Annotated in this window: 15 protein-coding genes and 1 pseudogene; 6 read left to right on the top strand and 10 right to left on the bottom strand. The window is 72.2% G+C overall.

What is annotated here, in order from left to right; all coding sequences use genetic code 11:
• Nucleotides 1-135: 135 nt before the first annotated feature.
• Nucleotides 136-318: a hypothetical protein gene (locus AB0M39_RS15685; protein ID WP_365364410.1), complete on the bottom strand. Its 183-nt coding sequence runs from the start codon at nucleotides 316-318 to the stop codon at nucleotides 136-138.
• Nucleotides 319-415: 97 nt separating this feature from the next.
• Between AB0M39_RS15685 and AB0M39_RS15690 the strand changes: the two genes are divergently transcribed.
• On the top strand, nucleotides 416-1,057 hold the full coding sequence (locus tag AB0M39_RS15690; protein ID WP_365364412.1) for a molybdopterin-dependent oxidoreductase: 642 nt from the start codon (nucleotides 416-418) through the stop codon (nucleotides 1,055-1,057).
• Nucleotides 1,058-1,108: 51 nt separating this feature from the next.
• Here AB0M39_RS15690 and AB0M39_RS15695 read toward each other — a convergent pair whose 3' ends face one another.
• The 6 genes and pseudogenes from AB0M39_RS15695 to katG form a co-directional block, all read right to left on the bottom strand.
• Nucleotides 1,109-1,438: a pyridoxine 5'-phosphate oxidase C-terminal domain-containing protein gene (locus tag AB0M39_RS15695; protein WP_365364414.1), complete on the bottom strand. Its 330-nt coding sequence runs from the start codon at nucleotides 1,436-1,438 to the stop codon at nucleotides 1,109-1,111.
• Nucleotides 1,412-1,498, bottom strand: a pseudogene (locus tag AB0M39_RS15700) (pyridoxamine 5'-phosphate oxidase family protein); the annotation flags it as partial. The gene AB0M39_RS15695 and the pseudogene AB0M39_RS15700, both read right to left, overlap by 27 nt.
• A gap of 113 nt (nucleotides 1,499-1,611) precedes the next feature.
• Complete coding sequence (locus tag AB0M39_RS15705) at nucleotides 1,612-3,114, bottom strand: carboxylesterase family protein (protein WP_365364416.1); 1,503 nt, start codon at nucleotides 3,112-3,114, stop codon at nucleotides 1,612-1,614.
• Between the two features lie 310 nt (nucleotides 3,115-3,424).
• Nucleotides 3,425-4,621: a globin domain-containing protein gene (locus AB0M39_RS15710; protein WP_365364418.1), complete on the bottom strand. Its 1,197-nt coding sequence runs from the start codon at nucleotides 4,619-4,621 to the stop codon at nucleotides 3,425-3,427.
• Nucleotides 4,622-4,694: 73 nt separating this feature from the next.
• Nucleotides 4,695-5,138, bottom strand: coding sequence for an Rrf2 family transcriptional regulator (locus AB0M39_RS15715; RefSeq protein ID WP_365364420.1), 444 nt, complete (start codon nucleotides 5,136-5,138; stop codon nucleotides 4,695-4,697).
• A 206-nt stretch (nucleotides 5,139-5,344) separates the two neighbouring features.
• Entirely contained in the window at nucleotides 5,345-7,534 is a 2,190-nt protein-coding gene (katG, locus tag AB0M39_RS15720; RefSeq protein ID WP_365364422.1) for a catalase/peroxidase HPI, read from the bottom strand.
• A gap of 463 nt (nucleotides 7,535-7,997) precedes the next feature.
• Between katG and AB0M39_RS15725 the strand changes: the two genes are divergently transcribed.
• On the top strand, nucleotides 7,998-8,456 hold the full coding sequence (locus AB0M39_RS15725; protein ID WP_365364424.1) for a Fur family transcriptional regulator: 459 nt from the start codon (nucleotides 7,998-8,000) through the stop codon (nucleotides 8,454-8,456).
• Here AB0M39_RS15725 and AB0M39_RS15730 read toward each other — a convergent pair.
• Together AB0M39_RS15730 and AB0M39_RS15735 are read right to left on the bottom strand one after the other, a co-directional pair.
• Complete coding sequence (locus AB0M39_RS15730) at nucleotides 8,417-9,991, bottom strand: DUF4139 domain-containing protein (RefSeq protein WP_365364426.1); 1,575 nt, start codon at nucleotides 9,989-9,991, stop codon at nucleotides 8,417-8,419. The two genes, AB0M39_RS15725 and AB0M39_RS15730, sit on opposite strands and share 40 nt — an antisense overlap.
• A gap of 8 nt (nucleotides 9,992-9,999) precedes the next feature.
• The gene (locus AB0M39_RS15735) at nucleotides 10,000-12,147 is read right to left on the bottom strand and encodes a DUF4139 domain-containing protein (RefSeq protein WP_365364428.1); all 2,148 of its coding nucleotides are present in this window, start codon (nucleotides 12,145-12,147) and stop codon (nucleotides 10,000-10,002) included.
• Nucleotides 12,148-12,252: 105 nt separating this feature from the next.
• Here AB0M39_RS15735 and AB0M39_RS15740 point away from each other — a divergent pair, with 105 nt between their 5' ends.
• Nucleotides 12,253-12,606: an MmcQ/YjbR family DNA-binding protein gene (locus tag AB0M39_RS15740; protein WP_365364430.1), complete on the top strand. Its 354-nt coding sequence runs from the start codon at nucleotides 12,253-12,255 to the stop codon at nucleotides 12,604-12,606.
• A gap of 78 nt (nucleotides 12,607-12,684) precedes the next feature.
• On the opposite strand, the gene AB0M39_RS15745 is transcribed toward AB0M39_RS15740, so the two are convergent.
• Nucleotides 12,685-13,323, bottom strand: a complete 639-nt coding sequence (locus tag AB0M39_RS15745) for a sigma-70 family RNA polymerase sigma factor (protein ID WP_365364432.1) — start codon at nucleotides 13,321-13,323, stop codon at nucleotides 12,685-12,687.
• A 77-nt stretch (nucleotides 13,324-13,400) separates the two neighbouring features.
• Here AB0M39_RS15745 and AB0M39_RS15750 point away from each other — a divergent pair, with 77 nt between their 5' ends.
• From AB0M39_RS15750 to AB0M39_RS15760, 3 genes are all read left to right on the top strand, one after another.
• Nucleotides 13,401-14,252, top strand: a complete 852-nt coding sequence (locus tag AB0M39_RS15750) for an alpha/beta hydrolase (RefSeq protein ID WP_365364434.1) — start codon at nucleotides 13,401-13,403, stop codon at nucleotides 14,250-14,252.
• A 186-nt stretch (nucleotides 14,253-14,438) separates the two neighbouring features.
• Nucleotides 14,439-14,717, top strand: coding sequence for a polyprenyl synthetase (locus AB0M39_RS15755; RefSeq protein ID WP_365364436.1), 279 nt, complete (start codon nucleotides 14,439-14,441; stop codon nucleotides 14,715-14,717).
• Nucleotides 14,710-15,762, top strand: a complete 1,053-nt coding sequence (locus AB0M39_RS15760) for a polyprenyl synthetase family protein (RefSeq protein ID WP_365364438.1) — start codon at nucleotides 14,710-14,712, stop codon at nucleotides 15,760-15,762. The genes AB0M39_RS15755 and AB0M39_RS15760 overlap by 8 nt, the downstream gene beginning before the upstream one ends.

Below are 15,762 nucleotides of genomic sequence, written 5' to 3' on the forward strand. Positions count from 1 at the left end.
GGGCTGACGATCAGGCGGGCCGCGCCGTGGAACTCCGGCTGACCGACCTCGGTCTGGCGGCCGGCTCGCCGGTCGTGGCGCTGATCACGTCGACCGAGGTGTCCCTCGCGACCACGTGACACACGGCCGCCACGGTCAGGCGTCGATCGGCCCGGACCGCTCGCGCACAGCCCGGGCCTCCCGCCCGTCCAGAGCGATGAGGCTCTCGGCGCAGACGGCGAGCGCCGTACCGGACGGGGTGCGGGCGCCCAAGTCGAGGCCGATCGGGCCGTAGTGAGACGGGCCGATGATCCAGTCGGCCCGCCCGCCGCGACTCACCGCGATAGACCCCGGCCACAGAGTCACGAGCAGTGAGTGCTTACTCTGCACGAGAAAGCAGGCCGACAGGACAAGCTGACGAGAGAGGGCGCAGACCGTGGCCGACGAGCCATTCTCCCGTGCCGGGGCGGGGACCGCCGATCGTATCCCTCCCGGTCAGCGCCATGTGCACGGTTGGCCGGTCTCGCACTACGGCCCCGTCCCTCGCTTCCGCCCCGAGCGCTGGAACCTGCGCGTCTTCGGCGCCACCGCCTCCGGCGAGGTGCACGAGTGGGTTTTCGACGACCTGGCCGACCTCCCCCGCACCACGGTCGTCGCCGACCTGCACTGCGCGACCGGTCCCACCTCCACCGATCACGAGTGGTACGGCATCCCCGCCGCCACCGTCCTCGACCTGGTCCCGCCCGGCCCCGGAGTCACGCACGTCATGGCCTGGGCGGAGTACGGCTTCTCCGCCAACCTCCGCCTGAGCGACTTCACCTCGCCGCACACTCTCCTGGCCACCCACCACAACGGCGAACCCTTGACCGTCGAGCACGGCTTTCCCCTGCGCCTGGTCGTCCCCCACCTCTACGGCTACAAGAGCCCCAAGTGGCTGCGCGGCATCGAGTACATGACCGCGGACCGCCGCGGCTTCTGGGAGGAACGCGGCTACCACAACCTCGCCGATCCCTGGAAGGAGCAGCGCTACTCCTACCAGGAGGAGGAAGGAGACGGACCGACACTGGCGAATCCCTGACGACAGCCGGCCGCCATCACGACCACGGCCACGTCGGACCATCCCTGATCGCTACGGCCACAGCGCGTGGCGCTCCCAAGGGCTGTGGCGGTCGGGGCGTTCGTAGCGCAGCCGGTCGTGGAGGCGGCCCTTGTCCGCCTGCCAGAACTCGATCTCGGACGGGACGACGGTATAGAGCGTCCACTCCGGGCTGACCAGATCGGGCTCCGACTCGATCCGAGCCAGTGCCTCGGCGTACGCCCGTTCGCGCTCCCCGGCGTCGGCCAGATGCTCGCTCTGGCGGTCCAGCAGCACCTCGGCGCGGGCGGAGGAGGACCGGGCCAGCAGGTCGGCGGCGCTCTGCTCGGGGGAAGCGGGCTCGACGGTGCCCCGCACCCGCACTTGCCGTCCCTGGAGGGGCCAGTAGAAGGTGAGGGCGGCACGCGGCCGTTCGGTCAGCTGGCGGCCTTTGCGGTCGGATCAGCCATGCGCAAAGTCTCCTGCACAGGACCAGCAGGCGCCGGACCGGCCTTTGACTACATGGGGTGTTCGAGGTGTCGGCGTAATTCCCCAGTTCACGGGCGTAGCACGGGAAAGTCGGCATCGACCCAGAGACCACGGAGAGCGGCGGTCTTGTCGTCGGCGGGGGCGTCGTCGGTACGCCACATCATGGCCTGGGCTGGGGAGTTGTCGACCGACGGCCAGCCCGGGTTCCCCGTGGCAGCGAAATCAGCCCATGCGCGCACCATGCGGCGTGCCAGCCCGTGGTCCGCGGAGGTGGGTGCGCCGCCGATGAGGAAAGCCAGGCAGTCGCTGTCGAGGTTGCCGAAGGCGAAGGGGATGTCCGCACAGTGCCAGGCCCGCACGACCCCGTTCGGGCCGGTGCGCCGACGATCGAAACGCGACAGGAACGCCCGGCCGCCGGCTTGGGCGTGAACCTCGGCGAGTCGGTTGCTGTACTCGCCGAACAGCAGATCCCCGAAGACGGCGAGGTAGACGTCGAGCACCGGGGCGTGGGGCATCGCAGCGCGGTAGCCGGCCACCAGGCCGTCGGGGAGGTCGAAGTCCTCGGCGAAGAGGGCCAGTTGTTCCTCGGTGGTGATCTCCGCGCTGCTGCCGACGGCGTCGAGCAGCCAGTACTCCTCCGTGGTGTGGCAGACCAGCAGGTCCACTCCCCGGGTCGCGCCGGCGGCCATCCCCGTGAGGGGATCGGTGGGCAGTACGGCGCCGTCGAGGACGGGGGCGTAGAGCGCGGGGTCGTAGTGGCGGGATCCGGATGCGGGGTCACGCCGGTAGTCGTCGACCACCCGGTCGGAGGCGACGACCAGGGCCTCCGGAGTCGCTGACGTCAGGCCCTCGGCCGTGGCGGCGCAGCCCGCTGCCGCAGCGATCTCGCGGGTGGTCGCCGCTGCGATGTCGAGCGTGTAGCAAGGGCTGGCGGCGCTGTGGGCGATGGCACGGCGGAACAGGCCGCGGGCGCGGTCCATCACCATCAAGCAGGCGACCGAAGCAGCCCCGGAGGACTGGCCGGCGACCGTGACGTTGCCGGGATCGCCACCGAAGGCGGCGATGTTCTCACGCACCCAGCGCAGGGCCGCGACCTGATCGAGCAGGCCCCGGTTGTCCGGGTAGGCGGTTGCCTCGGCGGCGGGGACATGCCCGAAGCCTTCGAAGCCGAGCCGATAGTTGAGGGTCACCACGACCAGACCGGCGCGGGCCAGCGCGGTGCCGTCGAAGTCGGGCTGGGCTGAGGATCCGAAGGTGTAGGCGCCGCCATGGATCCAGACCAGGACGGGCAGCCGGCCGCCTTCGGGGGCCGGGGTCCATATGTTGACGGTGAGGATGTCCTCGTCGTCGGGCGACCACACGGGTGCGCCGGGCAGTTGCGCCGACTGCGGGGCGATGGGGCCGAAGGCCGTGCAGTCCCGCACTCCGGTCCACGCCGGCGCCGGGAAGGGTTCCCGGAACCGGTTGGCGCCGAACGGCGGGGCGGCATAGGGGATGCCAAGGACGGCGACGACGTCGGCAGAGGCCCGAAAACCTTGGACCGAACCGTTCTTCGTCGTGAAGATGTCCATCGGAGGACTGCCTCTCATCGCACGCCAGATCGCCGAGGAAGACGGGGCTTGAGCTGTGCACTGCGCGCCCCAGGTCCACCACCAAGATCATGATGGTGGAGCGCGCAGGTGCGTGACTACGGGTTTTCGCCGGCTCGACAGGATGAGAACTGGAGACGCCGGTGCGAGGGCCGGTCGTTGAGCTTGATCGGCCGGCCGCTCGGGGCGCCGATGCGGCGCGCCCGGCGGCTGGGCCGGTCGCCTCGCTGCGGCGACCGTCGCGCAGCGGCGGCTGCGGTGACGCGCTGACCGCTTGAGCTCGCCGTGGAGCCTATTCCTGGCCGAGCCATAGGTCTGGGCCGAAGACTTCGTAGTGAATGGCGGCCGCCTGTACGCCGTGGTGCAGCAGGTCGCTGCGGATCGCCCGGAGGTAGGGCAGCGGGCCGCACAGATACACCGTCAGGTCCTCGGGCAGGTCGAGCACGCCGAGGTCGGTCCGTCCCGTCCGAGCGTGCGGAGCGGTGCTGCCCGGCGTTTCGTACCAGAGGTGGCATTCGGCGTTCGGCAACGCCTGGACGAGCCGGTCGAGTTCGTCGCGGTGGGCGTGGTCGGCGGGGGAGCGGTCGGCGTGCGCGACGATCACCCGGCGGGTTGACTCCGAGGCGGCCAGCGCGTGCAGCATGGACAGCATGGGTGTGGTGCCGATGCCCGCGGAGGCAAGGAGCAGCGGACCGCCGCCCTCCGGCAGGGTCAGGCCTCCGAACGGCGCGGACACCCTGAGGGTGTCTCCCGCCCGGAGGCGCCGGTGCAGCCAGGAGGAGACCTCGCCGTCGGGTCCCGTCGTGCCGGCGACCCTCTTGACGCTGATCCGCCACTCGGTGCTGTCGGGGCCCTGCGACAGGCTGTACTGCCGGATCTGCCGTGCCCCGTCCGGCAGTTCGGCCTGCACGCTGACGTACTGACCGGGGAGGAAGGGGCCGCTCGGCTCGCCGTCGGCCGGCATCAGCGTGAGGGAGACGACGTCGGGGGTCTCCTCGTGGCGTCTGATCACCCGCATGGTCCGCCAGACCTCGCCTTCGGCGGCGCCTGCCTGTTCGTAGAGCCGCGCCTCCAGGGCGATCAGCGCGTTGGCCATCAGCCAGTACACCTCGTCCCAGGCGCCGGCCACTTCGGGGGTGACCGCGTCGCCGAGCACGTCGGCGATCGCGTCGAAGAGATGCCGATGGACGATCTTGTACTGGTCGGAGGTGATGCCCAGCGAGGCGTGCTTGTGGGCGATCCGCGAGAGCAGCACGTCCGGCCGGGCGCCGGGGCGCTCCACCAGCATCGTGGCGAAGCCGGCTATCGCGCCGGCCAGGGCCTGCTTCTGGGCGCCGCTGGCCTGGTTGCCGCGGTTGAACAGATCGCGCAGCAGTTCCGGGTGGGCCGCGAACAGGTTCCCGTAGAAGCGCTCGGTGATCTCGCCGAGCGCCCCGCCGACGGCGGGCAGAGTGGCACGGACGACAGGGACGGACTGCTCGGAGAGCACGTCGACCTCCAAAGTGGTAAGTGATCTTCACATTTTTGAACAGGCGATCCCGACGGTCGGGGATCGGTGGATCTCAGGCGGTGTCCCGCCCGGTGAGCGTCAGCAGGACCGGCCCGGTGGGGGAGGACACGACGTCCGACACGGTCAAGGGGTCCAGGGAGCTGTAGAACGCCTGCTGGGCGACGCGCAGGGCGCTCCGGAGTCGGCAGGCGCCGCGCAGCGGGCATGGGGGGTCGCCCTCGCAGGCGACCACTTCCTCCTCGCCCTCCAGCTCGCGCAGCAGCCACCCGATCGAGGCGCCGCGGCCGAATCCGGTGAGCTCCAGGCCGCCGCCCCGGCCTCGCCGGGCCTCCAGCACGCCGAGGTGCTGGAGCCGGGACACGGCCTTGGCCATATGGGCGTACGGCACATCCATCGCCGCGGCCACCTCGCGTGTCGTCAGGGACTCTCCGTCCCGGGCGACCGCGAGGCGCATGACCGCGCGCAGTGCCAGATCGCTGAACTTCGTCAAACGCACGTGTGCACCGTATCAAATGCGCATCTGAAATGAGTATTCAGGGTCGCCGGTGGAGTGCTGCGCGCTTGTCGGCGGCAGGAGGAGCGGCAAGAGAAGCGGCAAGAGGAAGGGGGCCTCTCCGGGAGCCTCGGCGTCGTACGCCCGTGCGAGCCGCTGGATCCCGAGGCCCCCGGCCGGCCGATGGGCGGCCGGCCGGGGCGTCAGGCTCAGACGAGGTCGAACCGGTCGAGGTTCATCACCTTGTCCCACGCCGCCACGAAGTCACGTACGAACTTCTCTCCCGCGTCCTGGGACGCGTAGACCTCCGCGACGGCTCGCAGCTGGGAGTTCGAGCCGAAGACGAGGTCGACGGCGGTGGCGGTCCACTTGGTCTCGCCCGAGGCGCGGTCCCGGCCCTCGAACACGTTCTCAGTCGAGGTCGACGCCTGCCACTCCGTGTCCATGGCGAGCAGGTTGACGAAGAAGTCGTTCGTCAGCGTCTGCGGCCGGTGGGTGAAGACGCCGTGCGGGGAGTGCTGGAAGCCGGTGTTCAGGGCCCGCATACCGCCGATCAGCACCGTCATCTCGGGAGCGGTCAGCGTCAGCAGGCTGGCGCGGTCCAGCAGGAGCGTCTCCGGCGACAGCTTCTCGCCCGCCGGGAGGTAGTTGCGGAACCCGTCCGCCCGGGGCTCCAGCACGGCGAACGCATCGGCGTCGGTCTGCTCCTGCGAGGCGTCCGTGCGCCCCGGCGCGAACGGGACCGTGAGGTCGTGCCCGGCGTTCTTCGCGGCCTGCTCGACGGCCGCGCACCCGCCCAGGACGATCAGGTCGGCGAGCGAGACCTTCGTTCCGCCGGCCTGCGAGCCGTTGAAGTCCTGCCGGATCCGATCGAGGCTCTGCAGCGTCTCGGCCACCTCGGGCGAGTCGTTGACCTCCCAGTCCTTCTGCGGAGCGAGCCGGAGCCGCGCGCCGTTGGCCCCGCCCCGCTTGTCGGTGCCGCGGAAGCTCGCCGCCGACGCCCAGGCGGTGACGACCAGCTGGGAGAGGGACAGTCCCGAGGCGAGGATCGTGCCCTTGAGGGACGCGACGTCCGCGTCCGCGATCAGCGGGTGGTCGACCTCGGGGACGGGGTCCTGCCACAGCTGCGGCTCGGCGACCCAGGGGCCGAGGTAGCGCGAGGCAGGTCCCATGTCGCGGTGCAGCAGCTTGTACCAGGCCTTGCCGAAGGCGTCCGCGAGCTTGGCCGGGTTCTCGTGGAAGCTCTTCGCGATCGGCGCGTAGACCGGGTCCAGCTTCAACGAGAGGTCCGTCGTCAGCATCATGGGCGCGTGCCGCTTCGACGGATCGTGAGCGTCGGGCACGGTGCCCTGCGCCGAGGGATCCTTGGGCGTCCACTGCTTCGCGCCGGCGGGGCTCGTCGTCAGCTCCCAGTCGTACGCGAAGAGGTTGTCCAGGTACCCGTTGTCCCACCTCGTCGGCTCTGTGGTCCACGCGCCCTCGAGGCCGCTGGTGAGCGCGTCGACGCCCACGCCGCTGCCGTATGTGTTCCGCCAGCCGAGGCCCTGCTGCTCGATGGGGCAGCCCTCGGGCTCCGGACCGATGTACTCGGGATCGACGGCGCCATGGCACTTTCCGAAAGTGTGGCCGCCGATGATGAGAGCGGCCGTCTCCTCGTCGTTCATCGCCATCCGCGCGAACGTCTCGCGAATGTCCTTCGCGGCGGCGATCGGATCCGGATTGCCGTTGGGCCCCTCCGGATTGACGTAGATCAGTCCCATCTGCACGGCGCCGAAAGGCTTGGCGAGTTCCCTGTCGCCGCTGTAGCGCTCGTCTCCGAGCCAGGTGTCCTCGGAGCCCCAGAAGATCTCATCGGGCTCCCAGATGTCCTCTCGCCCGAAGCCGAACCCGAATGTCTTGAACCCCATCGACTCCATGGCGCAGTTGCCGGCGAAGACCAGAAGATCGGCCCAGGAGATCTTCCGGCCGTACTTCTGCTTGACCGGCCACAGAAGGCGGCGCGCTTTGTCGAGGCTCGCGTTGTCCGGCCAGCTGTTGAGAGGCGCGAAGCGCTGAGCGCCGGCGCCGCCACCGCCGCGGCCGTCGGCGATGCGGTACGTTCCCGCGGCGTGCCAGCTCATCCGGATGAAGAGCGGCCCATAGTGGCCGTAGTCGGCAGGCCACCAGTCCTGAGACGTCGTCATCACCTCGAAGACGTCCCGCTTCAGCGCGTCGACGTCGAGGGTCGCGAACTCCTGGGCGTAGTCGAAGTCCTCGCCCATGGGATTGGAGAGGGGCGAGTGCTGGTGGAGAACCTGAAGGTCCAGCTGATCCGGCCACCAGTCCCGGTTCGCCCTGGGGCGACTGGGCTCGGGGGTCGGGGAGGGGATTGCTGGGCTCTCGCTTTCGCTGCCGGACACGTCCGTCCTTCTTCCTGTCTCGGTGTTTCCTTGTGCTGGCCGCTGCACGTGACGTCGTCTGCCCTGCCGGTATCGAGCACGCCAGCCAGGCCGCGGCAGGCAACGCGGGGCCGGCGGCCGGCGAGAACCTTTCCTTGCGCAATACGCCGATGACTACGCCTGTGTCGGCGTTCGTATGGTCGCGCACCGCGGACCGCACCGCTAAGAGAACACGCAGAGCACACCCGCGTAACAAGAACTCGACGTCGAAAGTCGATTGGGGCCCACTCGAAGGTGGACGCCTCTCCTGCCCTGAGCGATAGACGAGAAAGACAGCTTCTTCTGATCATCGCATTCAATCCGCCGGAGAGAGAAGCGGAAACGGACGGCCGAATGGCGGCCGGGCGCGTAAGGAATCGGAACCCGTGTGTCCAGCGGTAGAGTTCCGATATCCCGCCGAACCCGAACAGGTGAGCCGATATATATGAGTGACCTGCTGGAGCGACTGCGCGGGCGTGGCTGGCGGATCACGTCCCAGCGGCGCGTCGTCGCGGAGGTCCTCGACGGCGACCACGTGCACCTCACCGCCGACGAGGTGCACGCCGCCGCGGCGCGGCGGCTGCCCGAGATCTCCCGGGCCACGGTCTACAACGCGCTGGGCGAGCTGGTCGCCCTCGGCGAGGTCGTCGAGGTCTCCACCGACGGCCGCGCCAAGCGCTACGACCCCAACGCGCACCGCCCGCACCAGCATCTGGTGTGCTCCGGCTGCGGCGCCATCCGCGACGTCCACCCGACCGGGGATCTGCTGTCCGGCCTCCCGACGGAGGAGCGGTACGGCTTCACGGTGTCCGAGGTCGAGGTCACCTACCGCGGGCTGTGCCCCTCCTGCCTCTCCGGCGGCGCTCAGAGCCCGACGACCGAGGCCTTCGCCGACAGCTCGTAGACCAGGGTGACCGTACGGCGGCCGCCGGGCGACAGGACGACGTCCCAGCGGGCGATGCCTTCGGCGTCGACCGCGTCGGGCGCCGGGGAGCAGGCTTCCTCGCGCACGCGCACCTGAACCGCCGAGACCTCGGATACCGGGATCCGCTCCCGGAGGACGACCACCCGGTCGCCGTGCTCCCCGGGGGCGGAGAACCGCGACAGATGCAGTGTGACCGTGCGGGTGACCAGGGTCCGCTGGGTGATCCCGGTCGAGTCGCGGGTCTCCTCGGCACGGCGGACCACCCGGTGGTCGTCGCAGCTGCCGAAGGCGAGCTCGACGGGGGCGCCGGGGGCGGTGAAGTCCAGCGTGCCGCGGCCGCTGAACCCGCTGCCGCGGACCAGGTCCACGGGCCCGGCGAGCAGCGCGTGGCCGGACAGGTTGTCGAACCGCACCACCTGGGCGACCAGCGGGGACAGCTCGGCCGAGCAGGTGTACTCGCTGGTCGCGGCCGTGGTGAAGGCGGACAGCGGCACCCGGTGGGCGCGGCCGTCTCCCGGCACGGAGACCGGCGCTGGGGCGCTCGACACCCGCGCCTCGCCGCCGTCGTCCACCCCCGGCAGGCCGAGCACCGGCGCCGGGCCGAGGTCCCCGATCTCCTCCTCGCGCAGCTCCACGTCCACCGTGCGGCGCTCCGCCGCGGTGCGGTCCTTGAGCGTCAGCCGGTCCTCGCCGAGCCGTGGTGGATCGGTGGCCAGCGAGGAGCGGGCCGTCGACAACGTCAGCCGTACGTCCGACCAGTCCTCGCCGGTGCGCTGCCAGACCACCGCGTCGGTCTCCAGGGTCAGGCTGTCCCCGTCGAGCACGGCCCGGTAGGCGGGCCGCCACAGCGCGCACGGGGCGAGGTGGCTCAGCCGCAGCCCGACCGGCCCGGCGACCGCGGCCTCCACGGTCAGCTCGATATGTCCGACCAGCTCGGCGGGCTCCTCCTCGGCGAGGTCCATGGCCCGCTGGACCTCCGCGAGTTCGGCGGCGAGCGCGGACAGCCGAGCCTCCACGGTGCGCAGCCGCTCGCCGTACGCGTCGCGCTCGGCGTCCACCCGGTCCAGTTCGCGGGCCCAGCGGGGCCCTTCCATCTCCCCGGAGCCGGCGCCTTCGCCGATCTCCCGGAGCAGATCGGCGGCGAGGCGGCCGAGCAGGTCGAGGCGGGCCTGCAGCCGATCGCGGGTGCGCCCCAGGGCGAGGCGCTCCTCTTCGAGGGCGTGCACGCGCAGGCGCAGGGCGGAGTCGTCGTCGGTCGGCGCCGGCCCGCGCGGCGTCCAGCCGCGGACGATCCGTACGTCGAGCACAGCGGCCGGGTGATCGGCGGTCAGCTCGGCGTGGAGGGTCCGGTCGACGGCCAGCGCGCTGACCGGCCCGAGACGCAGCCGCTGGACCCCTGCCTCCAGGTCGAGCACGGCGGCGCGCTCGATATGGGCGCGGTCCTCCAGGCAGGTGACGGCGGTGACGGGGAGAGCGGTAGCAGCGGCAGCGCTTGGCTTCGGATCCGTGGACATGGCGGGTGTCAGCTCCTGCGGTTGCCGCCGACCAGGCCCTTGCCGGCCGGGATGCGGATCTCGTAGCCGCCGTCGAGCGCGGCGGCGCCGCCGGCGGGCAGTTCCACCCGCCATAGGCGGGTGCCCGGGGCGTGGTGCTCGGGCCCCGCGCCCTCCTCGGGCGCAGTCCAGTCGGCCCGCTCCTCGATCCGGACGTCCGGTTCGGAGGTGACCGGCACCCGCTCGCGGACCTCGACGGTGACGGGCCTCGCGAGCCGGTTGGCCAGCTCCACGTGGACGCGGTGGTCGAGCACGGTGGTGTTGCCGCGCAGGCCGGAGGTCGACTCGTGGAGGTTCGTACGGCGGGTGACCCGGACGCCCTCGGCCGGCCCGAGCCCCACCCTGCGGACACCGCCGGGGGCGAGCGTGGGCAGTGCGGCGGTCAGCAGGAAGTCGTCGTCGACACTCACCTCCACCGGGCCGGCCAGCAGGGCCTGGTCGGTGGCGTTGGAGAGCACCAACGTCGCGTACACGGTCTGCTCCACGGACGGCACGCAGAGGTACTCGGTGCGCAGACCGACCGGGATCTCGCCGACGGTGACGGTGTGCCAGGCGCCGTCCGAGGGAATGTCGGCGCGGGCGGCGGCGTCGAAGCGATGGTCGAAGGAGCCCGCGGACTCGCGGGGCCGTACGGCGTGTCCGGGCAGCGGCAGCGCGGCCACCGCTTCGGCGCGGCGGCGGTACTCGGCCGCCACCGGGTCGAAGGGGGCGCCGGGAAACAGCCTGCCTCGGCGAGCGCCCTGCTCGTCGGGGCCGCACAGGACGAGGGCGGCGTAGTCGAGCTCGGCGCCGCTCGGCTGTGGCGGACCGGCGGCCGGTGCAGGTGCAGGGGCCGGAGGCGGAGTCGGCGGCGCGGCTCGGCCGGGCGCCGCCGGGGCCATGGGGGCGGGGGCTATGGAGGCTTGGGCCATGGGGGCTTGGGCCCCGGCGAAGCCGCCGGTGCGAGACCTGCTGCCCGGTTGCGCGGGGGCCGGCGGCGCGACGCCGGGGGCTCCGGCGCCGAAGACCTCCGGGGAGGCGCCGTACACGCCGCCCGGAGCCGGGAGCGCTGTGGGCGGCCCGCCAAAGCCCTGCGGGGCCGGCGGTGGCGGCGGTGGCGGCGGGGGCGCGAGAGGCCCGGCCACGGTCACCGGCCCGGCCCCGGCAGCCGAGGGCACGGCGGGCGCCACGGGGCGGGGGCCTGCCGCGTCGTACCCGGCGAACAAGTCGGCGAGCCCCGCCGGGGGCTCACGCCAGCCGGCGGGCGCGGGGGCGGCCTGGCGGCGTCCGACGCGGATCGAGCGGAGCCTCGGCAGATCGGTGCGGCGGTGCAGGTCGGCGGTGGCCAGGGCGATGCGCACGCCCGTCCAGTCCTCGCCGGTGCGCTGGGCGATCGAGGCGCGCAGCACCAGACGGCCGCTGCCGTCGCCCTGACGGTGGGTGAGACGGTACGCCGGCGTCCAGACGGCGCCCGGCACCCCGTACTCCAGTTCCAGCTCCACCTCCGCGTCGCCGTCGGCGCCCTCGAGGGTCAGGAGCGCCGAGACCGTGGTGTCCACATGCGCTGACGGTCTGTCGGTGGAGGCGCGGGCGAGCCGGTCCGCGGCGACGTCGAGCTCGTGCTCGACGCGGCGCAGCGCCTCCTCCAGCTCGACGAGACGGGTGTGCAGTCCCGTCAGCCGCTCCTCGACGAAGTCGGCGAGCTCCAGCCACGCGTCGACCGGGGTACGGCGGTGCGGGTCCTCGCGCCTGCGGGCGGGCGGGACCGGGTGCAGGGCGCGGACCTCCTCGATCAGGATCGACTGCCGGTCCCGGCGGCCCCGCGCCGCCGCGTGCTCGTCCCTCAGCCGCTCGACCTCGCGCCGCAACTCCTCGGGCGTGCCGGCGCCGGCGTCCGTCCCCGCGCCCAGGGGCTCGGCCTCGACCTCCACCCGGGCTTCGGCGACGCGCACCCCGGGGGCGCCGAGGACTTTGGCCCGCAGCGAGCCCGGGTCCAGCGAGCGGGGGAGTCCCGTCACCCGCACCCGGCCGTCCGGCGGCACGCTGCCCCGGGCCAGTCGGCGGCAGAGCGCGCCCTGCGCGTACACCACGACCGAATCGAGGGTCGCCCCCCGCCTCTGCGCCGTCTCAGCCGTCATGTGCTCCGCCCCCCCGCAAGCGTCCGTGCTGAGCGAAGCCTACGCCCGCACGGTGTGCGCATCCCCGTCGAGGCCGACGTCGGCGGCTCGTCGTACGGTCTGGGCATGAGCACCTCCGACGATGTCCGTGAACTCGCCCTCGCCTTGCCGGAGACGACCGAGAAGGAGGCGTGGTCCATGCCCACCTTCCGGGTCGCCGGGAAGCTCTTCCTGACCCTGCCCGAGCAGGAGACGTCGATGGCCGTCCGCTGCCCGAAGGAGGAGCGCGACGAGCTGGTCCTCGCCGAGCCCGAGAAGTTCTGGGTCGCGGACCACGAGGCGGCCTTCGCCTGGGTGCGGGTGCGCCTGGCCGCCCTCGACGACGCGGACGAGCTCCGTGCGATCGTCGTCGACTCCTGGCGTCAGGCGGCGCCGCCCGCGGTGCTCAACGCCCACCCCGAGCTCGGGCCGCCGGCCTAGCGGACGCTCCGCGCTCCCGTCCGCGCCGCCGCGGGAATGCCTCGAAAGCCGTTCCCGACCGGTCGCTCGGCAGGTGCGCTACCGGAGGTGGACGCGCTGGAGCCGGCAGGCGAGGGCGCGGCGCGCGGAGGCTGATCCGACGGCAGCATCCGCGGTGCGGGGCGTGGCCTTCGCGGGGAGGTCGAGGCCACGGCTGATCGTGTCGTACGCGTCCCGGCAGCCGCCCGGCAGCTGCGCCTGGTGCGTTCTCAGGTCGTCTTCGACGAGGCGTCGCAGCTCGTCGACGTTCTGGGGTGTGAAGCGCTTCTTCCCCCGGGCGACGGCGGCGAGATACGGGGCGCAGCGGGCGGCGCCGGAGAGGGTCTCCGCGATCTCCTCGGCGAGGCCCCACAGACGTCCTTCGAGCCAGGGGCCGTCGTGCTGGTCGAGGGAGAGCTCCACGGGAGGCGGCGAGTCGCCCTTCTTGTACTTCGCCACCTGCTTGGAGACCGCGGGCTGAGTCATCTCGGTGAGCTGGGCGATCCTGTCCTGGGTCCAGCCGAGGGCGGCGAGCGCCTTGACCATCTCGGTGCGCAGCTTCCGCATCTCGTCGCCTGCGCGGATGACCTCGTTCATATGGGCGAGCATCCGCTCCGCCTGGTCCTCGGTCAGCACCTCCGGCGTCCCCGGCGCCCACGCCGTCTTCGGGTGTCGCTGCTCGCTGTCTTCGCTTGCCACACCCCGGTTATACACCCGATCCACTCGTCGCCATAACCGGGTTGTATAATCTGGTTATAAATGCCACGATCGCCGTCATGCCTACCTTCACCGCACCCGACGGAACCCGACTCGCCTACCGCACCATCGGAGAGGGCGCCCCGGTCGTCTGCATCCCCGGAGGCCCCGTGGACTCCGCCTATCTCGGCGACCTCGGCGGCCTGTCCGCGCACCGCCGGCTGGTCGCCTTGGACCTGCGCGGCACCGGGCGGTCCGCGATTCCCGACGACCCCTCCTCCTACCGCTGCGACCGCCTCGTCGACGACGTCGAGGCGCTGCGCGCACACCTCGGGCTCGCCCGGATCGACCTGCTCGGCCACTCCGGCGGCGCGAACCTCGCCACGCAGTACGCGGCCCGGTACCCCGAGCACGTCAGCACGCTCGCCCTGATCGCCCCCGGCGCCCGGGCGGTCGGCATCGAGATCACCGGGCAGACGCGACGCGAGCTCGCGCAGCTCCGCCGGGACGAGCCGTGGTTCCCCGCCGCGATCGCCGCGCTGGAGGCGATCACCGAGGGCACGGGCAGCGACTGGGAGGCCATCGCCCCCTTCCTCTACGGCCGATGGGACGCCGAGGCGCAGCGGCACCACGCGGCCAGCCAGCCGAGCAACCAGGAAGCCGTCGCCTGCTTCGGGTCCGAAGGCGCCTTCGACCCGCAGGCCACGCGGGCGGCCCTCGCCGCCTTCGAGGCGCGCGTCCTTGTACTCGCCGGAGAGTTCGACATGAACACCCCTCCCCAGTCGGCGACGGAGTTCGCAGGGCTGTTCCCCGCCGCCGAACTCGTCGTGCAGCCGGGCGCGGGCCACTACCCCTGGCTCGACGACGCCGACCGCTTCGTGGCGACCACCGCGGCGTTCCTGAGTCGGGCAACCGGTCGCGACCCGCGCTGAGCAGCCCGCTCTCGTACGTCAGGACAGAGCCGGGTGGGCCGCGTACCACCACGGCGGGGAGGACATGCCGAAAGCCGCGCGTTGTCCCCCGATGGTGAGTTCGCGTCCTGCTCTAGATCGTCCTCGTCCACGCTCGTCTCGACAGCAGGCATATGCAGGCCGTCGATCCGAGACACAGGAGGCCGCGTGACAGACGGAGCAGGACGCAAAGGCGTGGAGAGCGATGCGGTGTTGCTGGTGGCGGGGCTCGCGGACTTAGCCCTCAGCGGCGTCTCGTCCGTGACGGGCGGCTTACGAGGGCTGCTGCGGCGAGGAGACGCGGCGGACCTGGCCGGGGAGGGCGGCCAGGAGCTCAAGGCCCGCGGCCGACTGGTCCTGGACCGGTACGCCAGTGCTCCGCCGGCTCATCTCGAGGTGCTCGCACGCCATGTCGTCGCGCGGCAGTCCGGATCCGGCGATGTCTGACCACTACGAGCCCGCGGCGTTCAAGGCCCGCGTCGACGATGTCCTGACCTGCTTCATCGCGCAGGAAGCCGAGTTGCTTCTCGCCGTCGACGCCGATCTCGCGCCGGTGGCGGACCAGCTCGAGGCCTCGGTGGCGCACGGCAAGAGACTGCGGGCCGCGTTCTGCTACTGGGGCTGGCGCGCCGCGGGCCAGCCGGACAGCGAAGCCCTCGTACGGGCTGCGGCGTCGATGGAGTTGGTCCACGCGGCGGCCGTCGTGCACGACGACATCATCGACGACAGCCCCGTCCGGCACGGCCTGCCCACCGCGCACATGGCGCTGCGCGGCAGCGTGCGGCAGGGCCACCGGGTGAAGGCCGCGGCCCGCGGGCTGGCCATGATGGTGGGGGACCTGCTGATGTCGCTGGCGGGGCAGCTGTTCACCGTCAGCGGGCTGCCCGCCGCCTATCTGTCGAGGGCTCGCCCTCTCTGGGCGACTCTGGCCCGGGAGCTGATCGCCGGGGAGTGCCTGGAGATTCTGCGTACCGGCGCCGGCCCGGACACCGCGGGCTCGCTGAAGGTGATCCGCTACAAGACCGCGAAGTACACGGTGGAGCACCCCCTCCACATCGGCGGCGCCTTGGGCGGCGCGGACCCCCGGCTGCGGGAGGCGTTCTCCTGCTACGGGCTGCCGCTGGGGGAGGCCTTCCAGCTGCGGGACGACCTTCTCGGCCTGTTCGGCGACCCGGCGCGGACCGGCAAGGCCAACCTGGACGACATCCGCACCCGGCGGCCCACCGCTCTGCTCGCGGAGACCTGGAAGGCCGCGGACGACGCCGACCGAGGGCGGCTGAAAGCCCTGTTGGGGCGGCGCCACCTCGACGAGCAGGACCTGGAGACCGTGCGCGCGATCATGACCCGCGCCAAGTCCCCGGCCCGTGTCGAGCGGATGATCGACGCCCGCGTGGCGGAGGCGATGGCCGCCCTCGGCGACGCCGACATGCCGACCCACGCCGTCCGGGCGCTGACCGATCTGGCGAACGGCGCCGCGGTCCGCCACCGCTGA

Source organism: Streptomyces sp. NPDC051907, assembly GCF_040681075.1.
Taxonomy (GTDB): Bacteria; Actinomycetota; Actinomycetes; order Streptomycetales; family Streptomycetaceae; genus Streptomyces.